Raw genomic sequence first — 15017 nt, forward strand, 5'->3', positions numbered from 1 at the left:
ATGATTATAGAACACACTCAAGAGATTTTGAATCACCTCGGTAAGATCATCAAGACAGATATTGTTCTGGATGAAACAATGCAGGCAGGTGTTGTTATTGAAGATATACATGTAGTTTTTTCGCTTCTTGAAGAGGAAGAAGTACTGATTTTTTCAGCCTATCTTGCTCCTGCCCCATATGAGAATGCAGGCTTTTTACTGCAAGTGCTGCAAGGAAATTACATGTGGGCTTCAACTGCTGGCGGAACGTTGGCTGTGGATGATCAGACAGGATATTTGAGCCTTCAGCAGTTAGTCACATTGCCATTTGAGCATGTGACTGAGGTTGAAGAAATATTCTCAGATTTTCTGGGAGCAGCGGATTACTGGAAAAAGCAGCTTAGTGAGGCTGAAGAAGGCGCACAAAGCGAGTCAGCAACGTCTGATTCTGATTTGTTGCAGCAGACAGCGATTCGAATCTAGCTATGTTTTTTAAGGTTGAGACTGCGTAGCTTGTTCTTAACCTGTTGATAATCAAAAAATACATATACCTCTCCATACGTCTGGAGAGTGAGCTTTACCCGAGGCTCACTTTTCAGCCCAATTAAAAAGCACAACCGATGCAGGGGAGTACATTTTCTGCATATGGGAGACACAAACATGCCAATATCAAATAATTTTCAAGCACAGGTGCAAGCACAGGTAAATCTTGGACGCGGAGACGAGATCGGTCGTTTAAGCGCTGGGGATAAGCAAGAAGTTAAAGGTACCTCCGAAGCAAAGGGAAATCTGAAACAGAAACTCTTTGGACGTAATCAGCTGAGCTCAAAAACAACTGATACGCAGAAAGCCTTTGCGGATAAGGTGGTATCCGAACTGAATGGTAAAGTGATCGATACCGGTGATCTCAAGTCATATTTTGATAACTTAAAACTTGGTAGCGACGGTAGCTTGAAAGGTATCACGGATAATCTGTTGACCCATAATCAGGCCTTAGAATTGCTAGCTGCAGCTAAGGAGCGTCCATCATTAACACAGCCAGAACGTCCTCCGAAGCCTGCTGCAATGACAGGGGAAAAGATGAGAACTGGTGCGCAACCGAGTGTAACTGAGGACACTATTGCGATGATAGGCGATGAGGGGCGAGCTAAAGATTTTCATCCGCAAATGGCGAAAGCGCTTAAGGAGAGACTTGGTGACGGACATGGAGCTTTGGTTTTGCAAACCACTTCTCAGTACTACAATAATAGTGATGAGATGAAGGCAGTGTGCCGTTTCAAAGACTTAAAGCCACCGAAGGAAACATTGGTTAATACTTCAAAGTTGATCAATGCTAACTACGTAACTCTCGGTGGAAAAGAGTATGGTATAGCAACACAGGCTCCTAAAGTGGAAACTCAAGAAGCATTCTGGACTATGGTAAGTGAAGCAAAAGTAACCACCATTCTAGATTTAACTCGCAGGGATGATATTCAAAAACATCACATTCCGAAGTATCGCCCACATGGGGAGCAGCTGTTTGGAGATGTTGAGGTAGCAGCGACCTCACGAAAGAGAGATGGGGTTATGAACGTAACCAATATGGAAGTTTCCGGCCAGACAGGAATGCACGATGTAAAGGCACTTCACTTCCCAGATTGGCCTGATCACGGGGTAGTGAAAATGGATACGTTTAAAGAAATCTTAAGCACAGTAAAAAATGCAACACAAAATAATCCTGGCAATTTAGCGATTCATTGTACCGCTGGAGTAGGACGTACTGGCACTATCTTTGCCGGACTTGCATTGTCAGACATGGCTGCTTCAGGAGAGTTGACCCGTGATAATGTGGACGAAAAATTATTAGACGTTATCGTTCAAGGTCGACAGTCCCGTGGTCAGTTCTTTGTCCAAACTCACTCTCAGGCAGCATTACTGCTTGAATATGCACACGGATTAGTAGGAGCATAAATGAGTACTGAAAAAACAAATGCTGTGTTTGATAACCTGATGAATGAAGTTCTTGATAATATTGGATTGTCAGGGCTGGAAAGCACCGAGTCCGGTGTGTATCTCATCAGCGTTGATGACACTGTGACAGTTAATATTGCCTGCCCTGATGATGAATGCGTGTTTTTATTCAGCTACGTAGGTGAGTTGGATGAAGAAAGTGCATCTGAGAAGATGAAAGAAATGCTTCGCTTTAATGCTCTTACCACTAAATGGGCTCCGGTCATGCATCTTTCAGATGATAACGAGATTGTCATTTGGGGAAAAGAACTGCTGAAAGATTTGGAAAAGACATCCTTTATTGCCATTTTCCAGAGTTTTATCGATTTTGCGCTTGAAGCATCTGAATGGTCTGCAAAGCCGGTTTCAGGTGAAAGCAGTGCTCAGCAGGTTGAAGAGACTGAAGATCCAATGTGGATGTCCCAGAACTTTATTAGAGCGTAATGTAACAATAGAGAAGTTGCGCTGAGCAAATACTGCCAGCCAGCTATGATTGCTATAAAAAGAGGCACGCAGTTTTCTGCGTGCCTCTTTGCTTTTTGTTATGCTTTGGTACCGAGCAGACGGGCGAACATCTGCTTGCGGTTCATCATATGCGGTGAAGCCGCGGCAATTGCCTTATCAAAGTATTGGGTAGGGTCTTGCTGGAACAGGTATACCACCCGTACATCATCAGGATCACCGAGGACAGCGTTCGGGTACCGCTTTTTAGCAGCAGCAAGGCGCTGTTTTGCCAGTGCGTCGATTTCTTCTTCGTCACCGAAGGTCATTGCACCAGTCGGGCAGGAAAGAACGCAAGCCGGTTTCATGCCGTTCTGAATACGGTCGATGCACATATCACACTTTGAGAGCTCGCCGGAGGCAGGATCCTTACGGGGAATATCGTATGGGCATGCTTCACGGACGCCTTCAGCATCGACGTTCTTGGTGTATTCAGTAAAGATTACCGCACCTGTTGCTTCATCCTGAATTACAGCACGTTCGTCATCAAGCTCAGCCTGCCCCATGCATGGGGGTTCTGTGCAGTGACGACACTGTTCAGGGAAGAACAACCAGTCTACTTTTCCGTCATTGACTACTTCTTCAAAGCGGACAAGACGTATTGTAGTAAAGCTCAAGTCTTTCGGGTTCTGGTGGGAACCCCAGTTTATGGTTTCTTCAGCCGGAAGCTTTTTCCATTGCTTGCACGCTACCTGACAGCCACGGCATGCCGTACAGCGGGTAAGATCGACGAGGAATTTTTTAGCCATGGCTTACGCTCCCTTTATCTTGCTCACGTTAACCATGAACGCCTTTGTTTCCGGAATACCGGTGTTAGGGTCGCCCACAGAAGGTGTGAGGAGGTTTGCAGAATCACCACCGTGTTTCGGTGTTACCCAGCCATAGTGCCAAGGCAGGCCAACGAGATGTACGTCCTGACCATGTACTTTGTACGGCTTGATACGCTTAGTAACGATGGCAACACATTCGAGCGTGCCGCGCAGACTGGAAACGTTGACTTTTTCACCGTTTTCAATCTTCTCTTTCTTCGCCAGTTCTTCACTGATTTCACAGAACAACTGAGGCTCTGTTTCAATGAGCCAGCCCTGATAACGGGTCATCAGGCCGGTCTGCCAATGCTCTGTAACGCGGTATGTTGTACCGACATACGGGAAGCGAGGGTTGGCAACAGCTTTTTCCTCACTGGCAATCTGGTAGGCCGTAGGGTTATGCAGCTGTGAAGAGAACGGGTTTTTCGCAATAGGACATTCAAGCGGCTCGTAGTGTTCCGGGAACGGACCTTCTGCGCGACCCGGGCCGTAAATCTGACCAAAGCCGTGTTTACGCATAATAAAGGCGTGCTTGGTACCCGGCTTCCATCCGCCATCAGGCACGTCACCCTGCCATTTGGTTTTATCGCCAGTCCATTTGATAACTGCTTTCTTCGGTGCATACGGTTTACCTGTAAGGTCAACAGATGCACGGTTGTAAAGAATGCGGCGGTTTACAGGCCAGCACCATGCCCAATTAGGGTACAGGCCGATATTTGCCTGTGCATTGTTCTGGGTTTTGTCGCGGCGGGCAGCCATGTTGCCCTTGTCTGTGTAAGATCCACAGTAGAGCCAGTTGCCTGAACATGTGGAGCCGTCATCCTGCAGATACGCAAAGCTTGGTACCTGCTGGCCTTTTTTGAACTTTTTGCCCTTAACTTCGGTGTCCTTCATAAAGTAACCGTTGATAAGCTTGGCAATGCCGTGGGCATCAAAATGTCCATGGCTGTTCTGCCAGTCCTGCAGACCAAGACCTACAACAGGGTCAGGGTATGCACCGCCCTCTTTCTTGTAGAGCTTTTGAATCTTGTCGGTGAGTTTAAGGATGATGTCACCGTCAGGAAGTGTCTGACCGTATGGCTTTGGCCCTTGATAGCGCCACTGCATCCAGCGGCCGGAGTTGGTTACGGAACCTTCTTTTTCAATAGAAACAGCACATGGCAGGAAGAAGACTTCAGTCTTGATATCCTTCGGATTCATGTTTGGCCCGCGCCAGAATGAAGCTGTTTCGTTATCGAAGATGTTTACGTTCACAAGCCAGTCGAGCTTTGCCATGGCTTCACGGTTTTTGTTTGCGTTAGCACCGCCACATGCAGGGTTCTGCCCCCATGCAAAGAAGCCGTCGAACTGCCCGTGGTTCATTTTTTCGAACATGGAAAGCCAGTAGTACTCGGTCATCGGCTTATGCGCATCAAGCTTAGGCAGCATTTCGTAGCCTTTAGCAGGTGATGCTTCAGGGTACATGGCTTTTACAAGGCTTGCCATATACTTTGGCTTGTTCCCCCACCAGTTTGCAGACATAGGGTCAGCAGAATGCGGAGTGCAGTTTTTGTTATAGGCTGCGAGGTCAGACCATTTGGACTTAGGCGTTCCAAGATACCCCGGCAGAATATGTACGAGGAGACAGTGATCTGTAGAACCCTGTACGTTAGATTCCCCGCGCAGCGCGTTTACGCCGCCACCTGCAACGCCGATGTTACCGAGCAGCAACTGCACAATCGCCATTGTACGGATGTTCTGTACACCGACTGTGTGCTGTGTCCAGCCCATAGCGTACATAATAGTTGCTGACTTATCCGCTTTGCCGGAAGCAGCATAGGTTTCGTATACTTTGAGGATATCTTCTTTAGGCGTGCCTGTTACGCTGGAAACAGTGTCAACGTCATAGCGGGCAAAATGCTTTTTGAGCAGGTTAAATACACAGCGCGGGTGCTTTAATGATTCGTCACGAACCGGCACACCGTTCTTGTCTGTTTCAAACGCCCATTTGGATTTATCGTAGGCACTTTTTTTCGGATCAAAACCGGAGAATACACCATCATTGAACTCGTAGTCTTTACCGACAACGAACGATGCGTTGGTGTAGTTAACAACATAGTCGTGGAAGTGTTTGTTGTTATCGAGGATGTATTTCACCAGACCGCCGAGGAACGGAATATCCGCACCGGAACGGATTGGGGCATAGAAATCACACTTTGCGGAGGTACGGGTAAAGCGAGGGTCAACGTGGATGAGCGTTGCGCCCTTGTCTTTTGCTTTCATTACCCATTTGAAAGAAATAGGGTGGTTTTCGGCAGCGTTACTGCCCATGATTAATACACAGTCACTGTTCTTAAGATCGATCCAGTGGTTCGTCATCGCACCGCGTCCAAACGACTCTGCCAGAGCCGCTACAGTTGCGCTGTGTCAGATACGCGCCTGGTGCTCAATGTACACCAGGCCAAGGGATCTGAGTAATGACTGGTATGCCCAGCATTCTTCGTTGTCCATTGCGGCAGAACCGGCAGAAGCAATAGCTTCGGTACGGTTAACTTCTTCACCTTTATCGTTCTTAAGCTGGAAAGATTTGTCGCGGGTCTTTTTTACGCGTTTAGCGATTTCTGTGAGAGCCCAGTCCCAAGAAACAGGCTTCCATTCTGTGCTGTTTGGAGCACGGTACAGTGGAGTTTGCGGACGGTTGTCATTTTCTGCAAGCTGCCAGATTGCGGCACCTTTTGCACAAAGTGAACCTTCGTTGATTGGGTGGTCCGGATCGCCTTCTACGTTAATGGCACGACCGTCACCGTTTTTAGCAGTGTTTACGATGAGACCGCAGCCTACAGCACAGTAACAACAGACGGATGTTGTCTGTTTAGACCATTTTAATTTTTGCAGCTCAGCTTTCGCGACGGTAGGCTTTAAAGATATGCCCAGTCCGCCGAATGCAGATGCGGTGGCAGCACCTGCAGAAAGCTTGAGGAATTGTCTACGGGAGACTGTCATTGTTCCTCCTGATATTGAAGTTGTGTCTAGCGTCCTCTGATTTCCCGCCCGAGTGCGATCAGCAGGTTGAATCCTGACCCGTATCCGTTACAGACAGGGAGAGATTCAGGCAGCACAGGCTTGATCCGATCCTCGTATTCCACTGTCACAGGCGTAAGCTCGCATAAAGTGGCACGTGCGGCTACGTCCGACAGCGGTATTCCGAGTCCGGAAAAAGGAAGCAACATCGCTTCGTTGTGTTGAGAACGGTTGATTCGTTCCATAACAAAAACCCCTTCCAACGTGATCATAGTGCAGTGCGCACTATGGAATCGTTATGTTAGGAGGAGTTTAGCTACAGAAAAAGAACTTCCACAAAAGAAATGAACTTGGACAGCCTACAGCACTTGGTAGTATGTGTATTTTTAGTAAAAACAATATGTTGTAAGCTTGTGAAAAAGATATGCGTGTGGTTTGGCACTAAATATGCGCACGGTTTGGCACTTGCAATGTGTTAAAGGGTTATCTTGCTGAAAATAAAGAGTTTTATTGTGCAGAATGTAAGGAGGGGAAGGCATGTACTACCACCAGCTCATGAGGTTAGCTTTTTCAAACCTCTTGTGATGAGTCATGGTCTGGAGGGTGCAGACTGAAGCGTGGTCTTCGCCTGATTGCTTATTTTTTAAACGGATCGAATTCAGGAACAAGATCACAGAGTTGGGTTAACAGCATAGAAAGGATGTCGCCTTCTTTGTTGTTATACCGGAACTCAAGTTCCTTGAGGTAGAGAGGAAAACGCTGGGGAGTGATTCCCTTAAAGCGTTTCAGGCGGGAATGACCGAATTCCCAGAAGGAGCCTTCTTTGATGGGGAAGTCGTGGTCATATTTTCTGATGTATTCATATGGAAGAGAATCATCACCACATAAGATAAGCGCATCATACTGACGGTACTTGCCCGTATATATAATGTTGCCTGCACGGAACAGAGTAAGATGGAAGCTGTGGTTAAAATGAAACACAGTCTCTGCTTCAATGCCGCTGACAAGGTCAATAAAAACCCAACCGTTGCGTTCCATAATGCCAAATACAGGGATGGCACCTTTGGCTCGTACCGGAGGAGCTCCGGTGAGTTTTTTTCCTTTGATATATTTCCCGAGTCCGGTTTCCGGCCCCAGAAGCTGGCGGGCATCTGTTGCGTGTGCAAGCAGGGCAAATCTGATGGTGGTAACGGCCTTGTAGGCAGCGTTATACGAAAGGTTCACCTCTTGTGCCAGCTCATGTACGGTGTATTCCTGCAGAAACATGTGGGCTAGGTGAAGCCATGTGGACGGGGAGAGACTGCCGTTATTAATCCAGCGGCCGCTGAAGTCCTGAAATGTATATTTGCAAGTGGCACAGCGATGACGTCCGCCTGAAAGCGTGTACAGTTTGTGTTGCCCACATCGCGGGCAAAAGCGCACGCCGGAAGGCCAGCAAAATGAGAGAAGATACTCAAGTGCTGCCTCTTCTGAATCAAGCATGGAGATGTCAAATGCGGCTGTTTCTTGCATAGAGTCTACTTACTGCTAAATTGGCACTAGCGCAAGAACTTCATTTGTTTTAGTTGGTTGCACAATCAAGCGTGAGGATATTTGTTCGTTCTTAAATGACTAAAATGGGGTATAGAACAGATAGGTTACTTGTAAGAACGGCACAACTTACAGAGACCTCGCTGGTTAACTATTTGAGAGTATGCATCATATAAAAAGATTCCCTTTCTTTTTTCCTGCGTATCTAGGGAGAGTATATGCGTGTGGCATTCAAGTTTGCGGCTTGGGCGATGTTTTGTTTGGCGTTGTGCGGATGCGATGGAGACGGATATGAGCCATTGCGCTACACACAGGTTCCCGGTGTCTCGTCCACAGAAATAACGTTAGGATCTTCTTTGCCTTTGAAAGGGCATGCAAGTTATCTGGGGACACAGACCCTGCGGGGGGCATTGAGCTATCTGCGTAATGTGAATGCCCTCGGTGGCGTGCACGGCAGATTGATTACCCTGCAGGCCATTGATGACGGGTATGATCCAACACGATGTCTGGCAAACACGCACCAGCTGATCAGCACCGGGAATGTCTTTTCTCTTTTCGGTTTTGTCGGAACCCCCACAACAGTTCGTGTTCTCCCGCTTATTGAAGAAGCAGAAATTCCGCTTGTCGGTGCCTTTACCGGTGCCAATGCCCTGCGTGTCCCGTTTAATCCGTATGTATTTAATGTTCGTGCTTCCTATTATCAGGAAACAAAAGCTGCTGTAGAGTTGCTTGTCTCGCGTATGAAGTATAAGCGTATTGCTGTATTTTATCAGTATGATGCCTATGGTTTTGACGGGCTGATGGGGACAGAGATCGCACTGCGCGAGCACGGTCTTGCGCCGGTTGCGCGCGGTTCGTATGTTCGGGGCGGAGTTGATATAGAAGAAGCACTGCAGCGGATAGTCAAAGCGCAGCCGGATGCTGTTGTTCTTGTGGGTACCTGTAAGCCTTGTGCTGAGTTTATTATTCAGGCAGATGCACGCGGGCTTGATGCTGCATTTTTTAATTTATCGTTTGTAGGTGCAGAAGAACTTGCCAGACGGTTGCCCGACGACATAAAGGGAGATGTGCTTGTTTCACAGGTTGTTCCTCCGCCAACATCTATGCAGGTAGATGAGTTGATGGGAATAGCAGAAGAATATGTCAGGCACTTGCATGAGTATTACCCCGAAGATGTTCCCAATGCGGTAGGGCTGGAAGGGTATGTGAATGCACGGGTGATTGTGGAAGGTCTGCGCAGGGCAGGGCGGAATTTAACACGCGAACGCTTTATGAAAGCGATGGAGTCCATGCGTGAATTCCCCCTCGGCGGATATGCTTCAGTAGGGTTTTCGTCCAAAGATCATCAGGGATTGGACTCGGTATATTATACCATCCTGAACAATGGCGAGTTTATATTGATGGACGACATTGACCGGCAGGTAAAGCAAAACGCTTTGGTCAAACGTGAGGAGCCTGTTACGAAATGATTCGCGCTAAATTTGCACAGCTTAGTTTAAAGAATAAATTTTTCTTTTCTATCCTGATAGTTATTCTGCTGATCAGCGGCACGATTGCGTTGCTTGCCCGCTGGATTCTTATTTCCGGTCTCACGCAGGAGCTGGAAATGCGCGGGACCGCCATTGCGCATAGTGTGGCTACCCGTGGCGCAGAGTTTATTCTGGAGAATGATACAGATCATCTGCTCAATGTTCTTTTTGATGAAAAGCAATTGCATGAACGCAAGCACCTTGTCGCCTATATCTATGTTGAAGGGAAAAACGGTGCTGTGCTCAGTCACACCTTTACCACCCCTTTTCCGAAAAGATTAAAGGGAGTTAATCCCGTAACCGAAAGGGTGGAGAAGAGTGTACGTATTGTGCCGTTTGGAGGGCATGAAGCGTACGATATTGCTGTTCCCATAAAAGAAGGTATTTACCAGATAGGCACAGTGCATGTGGGACTATCCAAGGCACACATAGACAGCCTTGTGGGTAAATTGCGTGCAATGTTTCTGGGATTCATCTCGGCGGTTATTATAATCACGTTCTGGGTCAGTCACAGGATGGCGAAATATATTGCTGATCCTGTCATGACGCTCACGCAGATCTCCGATGACCTGTCGCGAGGGAATTTTAGTTCCTCAGACCTTATTAATACTGAGGAACAACTGGAGTGTCCTGCCTTCCATGACACGGATTTGCCCTGCTGGCATTTTGATGAACAACGTGAGGGCGAAAGCAAATCAGAAATGCGTCCGCACCGTTGCAAAAAATGCGCGTTCTATAATCAGGCAAGCGACGGAGATGAAGTACAGCAGCTGACAACTTCTTTCAGAAACATGGTATGGTCTATCAGGTTGTATCGTCGAAGATTGCAAGAATCTGAAAGTACATACCGTTCCTTATTCCGCAGCGGGCCGGACCCGATTTTTGTAGTTGATGTTCTTTCGAAAAAGCTGGTGGATGCAAATCCACGCACAGAAGAGCTGTACGGATATACCCGTGAAGAACTTGTGGGTATGCCGTATGCTGCCTTCGGGGAAGAACAGGCAAAAGAATGTTTTGAATTTTTCAGTAATGACGAGTTGTGTTCAGAAGCAATGAAGGCACCGCGTGTTGTGCATTTACGCAAAGGTAACATTCCGATGTACGTTAACGTAACTGCGTGCTTTATCAGTTACCGTACACGGCCTGCCATTATCGTTGCAACAACCGACGTTACTGATCTTGTAGAAAAAGATGCCCAGCTTATTCAGGCATCTAAAATGAAATCACTTGGTGAAATGTCTACCGGTGTGGCGCATGAGCTTAACCAGCCGTTGAATGCCATCCGTATGGGAAGCGATTTCTTAACAATGGTGCATGAGCAGGGAATTGATATTCCACAGGAGCAGTATGCACAGGTTGTGACGGAAATCAGCACACAGGTGGATAGGGCTTCCGACATCATCAATACGCTCAGATCCTTCGGGCGCAAGGCCGATTTATTGCTTGAGGATGTGAACCTCAATGAGCCTGTAGGGTCTGTTGTGTCTTTACTCAGCAGACAGTTCCTTATTGAAGATGTCCATATTGTCACAGAGCTTGATCCGGAATTACCGTACATTACCGCGCAGCATAATAAGTTGCAGCAGGTGCTGTTGAATCTGGTGATCAATGCCCGTGATGCTATTGTAGAGAGAAATGAAGAAGGTGCGGAGGTGAGAGGCCGTATCCTGATTCGGACTGAATATGACGACGAAGGGGTATCTGTTTCGGTTGAAGATAATGGAACAGGTATTCCAGACCATGTGGCGGAGAAGGTGTTTGAGCCGTTCTTTACAACAAAAGCCACAGGGCAAGGAATGGGACTTGGACTGGCTATTTCCTACGGCATTGTACGTGAATATGGAGGAGAGCTCAGTATTCAGAGTGCAGTAGGTGACGGTACATGCTTTACTGTTCGTTTCCCGCGTCAAGAGGTGGCTCTTGCAGCCAATTAGGGAAAGGTAGATTGAATGAAGATCTTAGTGATTGATGATGAACAGCCCACGCTGACAATGTTTGAATTGTTATTAAGTACGTTGGGTCATGAAGTCTTGTTGGCTAATTCCGGTGAACGCGGATTGGAAGTGTTTGCAGAGCACCGTCCGCCTCTGGTGTTAACTGATATTAAAATGCCGGGTATGGACGGCATTGAAGTGCTGGGACGTCTTAAAGAAGAAGAGCCGAATGTAGAAGTAGTCGTTATTACCGGTCACGGTGATATGGATGTTGCGATTCAGGCTTTAAATCTTGATGCTACAGATTTTATTAATAAGCCGTTACGTCTTGAAGTGCTGGAGAAAGCACTGGAGCGTGTGGAAGAGCGTATTAAGTTGAGTACCGATAAATTTGTTACTCTTTCAACGCAATTCACAGACGAGACAATGGTGATTACTGTTCGGGGCACTCTTGGTACAGCTGATGAAGCAGAAATTAAGCACGCTTTTAAGGGAGCTGGGGATGCCAAGAGAGTTGTACTCGACTTTACAGAGAACACATCAATCAACGGTGCTGCTATTGCATTGCTGACGGATTCAATCCGCACTTTCTACAATGACGGCGGTAAGGTCGTTATTTCCGGTTTATCAGAAAACTTCCGCAATGTTTTTGAAATAATGGGAGTAACGCGCTTCGCTACCTTTGTAGATAAAATACAAGATATAGATGCTCAGTGATTGTCCATAATGCTTGATGGTTAGATTATGCGATATCGCTTAGAGCCTTGAAATGACGGGGCTTCGGCGAAAAAATCGTGTTCTGGTAGGTGACTTTTTTGTATTTTTTACAAGGTACCTAACCATCAGGAGGTGAGACATGACCTGGATAATAAAACGGTATCAAATAATTCTGGTCTTGATGGCATTGGCTGTTCTTGTGGGTTGTACAAACAAGTATGATCCGAATGTATATACCGGTGATCAGGCAATGCAGGCTGACTCTATCAGCTACGGAACAATCACACGAATGAACTCTGTGACAATTAAAGATGAGAACACAGGTGTAGGGCTCATTGGTGGTGGTATTGCCGGTGGTCTTCTTGGCAGTACTATTGGTGGCGGTTCCGGTCGAGTCTTAGGTGCGGTTGGCGGTGCAGCCCTTGGTGCAACTGCCGGTGCTCTGGCAGAAGATGAATTCCAGAAGACAGACGGTCTTCAGATTACTGTACGTTTGGATTCTGGACGATCAGTATCTATCGTACAGGCAAGAGAAGGGTCGAACTTCAGTTATGGGCAACGTGTACGCGTTGTAACATCACCGAACGGAAAAGCCCGTGTTCTGCCGTACTAGATGAGAAACATGCAAAAAAAAGCGACCTTCAAGGTCGCTTTTTTTTATGTGATAGGCGGTACACAAAGCAGCTTAAAAGCTGTCCAGTGTTGATTTTCGTTATATGGCAAGCAACTTGTTCATGGTAACTGTAAGAGACTCTGCAACAGCATTCAAATCACGGACAGCTGATTCAGCATCCTTCATTTTGGATGTTGTCATAGAGGAAATACGGCTGATCTCATCCACTGCGCGTGTGATCTCTTCACTTGCGGAGGATTGTTGTTCAGCTGCTGTAGCAATGGCACGGACTTGATCAGTTGCAGGGGTTACTTTGGCAACAATGCGTTCAAATGCCTCGCCGGATTGAGTTACAAGCGATGTAGCGTTTTGCACAGCATCCGCAGTGTTCGTCATGGCGGTAATGTTCTTCTGTGTGCCGGCCTGAATATTTTGAATAGCATTGCCAACGCGACCGGTCGCTTCCATCGTATTTTCAGCAAGTTTACGTACTTCGTCAGCTACCACTGCAAAGCCTTTGCCTGCATCGCCTGCACGGGCAGCTTCAATAGCTGCGTTAAGGGCAAGCAGGTTTGTCTGATCAGCAATGTCACTGATAACATTAAGAATGTCGCTGATGGATTCAACCTGCGTTCCAAGTGCGCCCATTTCTTCGGTGAGGTGGGCTGAAAGGGTGGATACATTCTGGATGGTGGAAACTGATTCGCCAATAATAGCGAGACCGGATTCAGCTTCACTGAACACAGTGTCTACGCTCGCTGCTGCTTCTGCAGCATTTCGTGCGACTTCATTAATGGTGCTGTTCATTTCTTCCATAGCAGTGGCGGTTTCGCTGTTACGAACGTCCTGCTGATGCACCCCGTCTGCGGTTGACTGAATTTGTGTGTCCAGTCCCGAGGAAGCCGTTGTCAGGTTTGCCACTAATTCATCCAGCTCCTGCGCAGCCTGCTGGCTTTGCTTGTACGCCTGTCTGGCGTTATCTTCCGCAGCCTTAGCCTGAGACGTTGCCTGTTCTGCTTCTTTGGAATGCCTTCGCGCTTCATTCATATTTTTTTCTATATCATGAATGTTAGCCTGAAGCGTTTCTGCCATGCTGTTAACAGCCCGCTGCATTATAGCAATTTCGTCTTCACCGTTCGGTGCACAGCGAGCATTAAGATCACCCTGTGCAATTGCGGAAATAACAGAAGAGGTTTGAATAATGGGCTTGGAAATGGTGGCTGCAAGGTAGAACGTTGCGAGCAACGCTCCAATGGCACAGATGAAAGCTAAAATAATCATCTGGATTGTATGCTCATTCGCATCTGCCAGCGCAATATCTTTTGATACTGTGATGGCTGCAACCCATTTTGCTACGGTGTTACCGAATTGAACAGGAACCAGAATGTGGATATTTTCGCCGTCCTCAATGCGGACAATTTCGTTGTCCTGCGCTCTGGTAAAGGCTCCTCTTCCATTGGGAATAAAGGTTTCAAGCCGTGAACCCAGCGCATCAGGCGTGTCTGTCAGCGCTTGAATTTTACCGTTTGCAGCAATAAGCGCCAAGTTGCAATCACCATTATATGCCGTGAGTGTATTAACCAGTTTGTTGAGAAACTGTGTGGAGAGATCGACACCGGCCACACCGACAACACTGCCGTCTACAATTATCGGAACGGAAAGGCTTGAGACGCTGAAGTGGGTTCCTTTTTTATTGGTGTACTCGGCGACTTCCGTTGCAAATTCTTCTCGAGTGTTTTTGCTGTGAGTAAACCAGGCACCATTCGAAGCAACGTTGCATGCGCTTAGGTTGAGGGAGCCTTCAGCACGACTCCAGTACGGTACAAATTGTCCTTTTGGGGAGTTGAATGTTGATTTGCCAATATAGTCAGCGTCGTTTTCAAGGGCATTAGGCTCGAAAACGACCCATGCTCCGAAAATGTTCGGGTTCTTTATTGCTACAACTTTCAACATTTCCACAATCTGTGCTCTGCTTTTGGGGGATTTGGAAAGCAGTATTGCCTCAATAGACTGGGATAACGTGCGGGCAATAGTGAAGCCGGAATTGAATTTATTTTCAATTTTAAGCTGTTGTTCTTTTACAATTTCCTCAGAATATGAATATGCGCTTTTTATTGATTCACTGCGCATAGTGGTGAGCGAAATACCGAGGAGAAGGCCAATGAATAGTATGAAGCCTGCTGAAATCTGGGTTATCAGCTTTCGCTTCAAGGATTTGAAGGTCATAAGAACTCCGGTAGGGGGGAGAGAGTTTATGTGAACGGTATATTTACAAAAAAATGCATAGGCGTAGGCATTTTGTATAGTCTTACTACCCCGAATCGGGTTAAGAACACATTTCTTTAGGCAACAATTGAGGAAAAAGGCAGGAGATGAGGTGTTTTTGAAGATTAGTTCATATTTTACAATGGATTAC

At 46.9% G+C, this 15017-nt stretch carries 12 protein-coding genes; 7 read left to right on the plus strand and 5 right to left on the minus strand.

The genetic code is table 11. The features are described 5' to 3' along the window. The 3 genes from SP90_RS15155 to SP90_RS15165 all read left to right on the plus strand — a co-directional run bounded on the left by SP90_RS15155 (position 1) and on the right by SP90_RS15165 (position 2412). A complete protein-coding gene (locus SP90_RS15155) occupies positions 1-462 on the plus strand; it encodes a type III secretion system chaperone (protein WP_066858258.1) in 462 nt (153 codons plus the stop codon). Positions 463-639: 177 nt separating this feature from the next. Continuing rightward, a complete protein-coding gene (locus SP90_RS15160) occupies positions 640-1929 on the plus strand; it encodes a protein-tyrosine phosphatase family protein (RefSeq protein ID WP_066858261.1) in 1290 nt (429 codons plus the stop codon). Then, a complete protein-coding gene (locus SP90_RS15165) occupies positions 1930-2412 on the plus strand; it encodes a type III secretion system chaperone (protein ID WP_066858264.1) in 483 nt (160 codons plus the stop codon). A gap of 98 nt (positions 2413-2510) precedes the next feature. Here SP90_RS15165 and SP90_RS15170 read toward each other — a convergent pair whose 3' ends face one another. The 4 genes from SP90_RS15170 to SP90_RS15190 form a co-directional block, all read right to left on the minus strand. Beyond that, on the minus strand, positions 2511-3218 hold the full coding sequence (locus SP90_RS15170; protein WP_066858267.1) for a 4Fe-4S dicluster domain-containing protein: 708 nt from the start codon (positions 3216-3218) through the stop codon (positions 2511-2513). Between the two features lie 3 nt (positions 3219-3221). Beyond that, positions 3222-6260, minus strand: a complete 3039-nt coding sequence (gene fdnG, locus SP90_RS15175; RefSeq protein ID WP_082936488.1) for a formate dehydrogenase-N subunit alpha — start codon at positions 6258-6260, stop codon at positions 3222-3224. A gap of 26 nt (positions 6261-6286) precedes the next feature. Further along, a complete protein-coding gene (locus tag SP90_RS15185) occupies positions 6287-6523 on the minus strand; it encodes a hypothetical protein (protein WP_066858276.1) in 237 nt (78 codons plus the stop codon). Between the two features lie 391 nt (positions 6524-6914). Then, positions 6915-7790 (minus strand): transposase, encoded by an 876-nt coding sequence (locus SP90_RS15190; RefSeq protein WP_066858279.1) that lies wholly within the window; start codon positions 7788-7790, stop codon positions 6915-6917. 236 nt (positions 7791-8026) lie between these two features. On the opposite strand from SP90_RS15190, the gene SP90_RS15195 reads away from it, so the two are divergent. The 4 genes from SP90_RS15195 (at position 8027) to SP90_RS15210 (ending at position 12601) form a co-directional block, all read left to right on the plus strand. After that, entirely contained in the window at positions 8027-9277 is a 1251-nt protein-coding gene (locus SP90_RS15195; protein WP_066858282.1) for an ABC transporter substrate-binding protein, read from the plus strand. Continuing rightward, positions 9274-11271 (plus strand): ATP-binding protein, encoded by a 1998-nt coding sequence (locus SP90_RS15200; protein WP_066858285.1) that lies wholly within the window; start codon positions 9274-9276, stop codon positions 11269-11271. The genes SP90_RS15195 and SP90_RS15200 overlap by 4 nt, the downstream gene beginning before the upstream one ends. A gap of 15 nt (positions 11272-11286) precedes the next feature. Beyond that, complete coding sequence (locus SP90_RS15205) at positions 11287-11988, plus strand: response regulator (protein WP_066858288.1); 702 nt, start codon at positions 11287-11289, stop codon at positions 11986-11988. 139 nt (positions 11989-12127) lie between these two features. Beyond that, complete coding sequence (locus tag SP90_RS15210; RefSeq protein ID WP_082936489.1) at positions 12128-12601, plus strand: outer membrane lipoprotein; 474 nt, start codon at positions 12128-12130, stop codon at positions 12599-12601. A 99-nt stretch (positions 12602-12700) separates the two neighbouring features. Here the strand turns inward: SP90_RS15210 and SP90_RS15215 are convergent, their stop codons facing one another. Next, positions 12701-14827, minus strand: coding sequence for a methyl-accepting chemotaxis protein (locus SP90_RS15215; protein WP_066858291.1), 2127 nt, complete (start codon positions 14825-14827; stop codon positions 12701-12703). Positions 14828-15017: the final 190 nt, after the last annotated feature.

The organism is Halodesulfovibrio spirochaetisodalis (genome assembly GCF_001672295.1).
Taxonomy (GTDB): domain Bacteria; phylum Desulfobacterota; class Desulfovibrionia; order Desulfovibrionales; family Desulfovibrionaceae; genus Halodesulfovibrio; species Halodesulfovibrio spirochaetisodalis.

Coding starts and splice junctions, on each gene's coding strand:
- SP90_RS15155 (WP_066858258.1), top strand. CDS start 1: ATGATTATAGAACACACTCAAGAGATTTTGAATCACCTCGGTAAGATC.
- SP90_RS15160 (WP_066858261.1), top strand. CDS start 640: ATGCCAATATCAAATAATTTTCAAGCACAGGTGCAAGCACAGGTAAAT.
- SP90_RS15165 (WP_066858264.1), top strand. CDS start 1,930: ATGAGTACTGAAAAAACAAATGCTGTGTTTGATAACCTGATGAATGAA.
- SP90_RS15170 (WP_066858267.1), bottom strand. CDS start 3,218: ATGGCTAAAAAATTCCTCGTCGATCTTACCCGCTGTACGGCATGCCGT.
- SP90_RS15185 (WP_066858276.1), bottom strand. CDS start 6,523: ATGGAACGAATCAACCGTTCTCAACACAACGAAGCGATGTTGCTTCCT.
- SP90_RS15190 (WP_066858279.1), bottom strand. CDS start 7,790: ATGCAAGAAACAGCCGCATTTGACATCTCCATGCTTGATTCAGAAGAG.
- SP90_RS15195 (WP_066858282.1), top strand. CDS start 8,027: ATGCGTGTGGCATTCAAGTTTGCGGCTTGGGCGATGTTTTGTTTGGCG.
- SP90_RS15200 (WP_066858285.1), top strand. CDS start 9,274: ATGATTCGCGCTAAATTTGCACAGCTTAGTTTAAAGAATAAATTTTTC.
- SP90_RS15205 (WP_066858288.1), top strand. CDS start 11,287: ATGAAGATCTTAGTGATTGATGATGAACAGCCCACGCTGACAATGTTT.
- SP90_RS15210 (WP_082936489.1), top strand. CDS start 12,128: ATGACCTGGATAATAAAACGGTATCAAATAATTCTGGTCTTGATGGCA.
- SP90_RS15215 (WP_066858291.1), bottom strand. CDS start 14,827: ATGACCTTCAAATCCTTGAAGCGAAAGCTGATAACCCAGATTTCAGCA.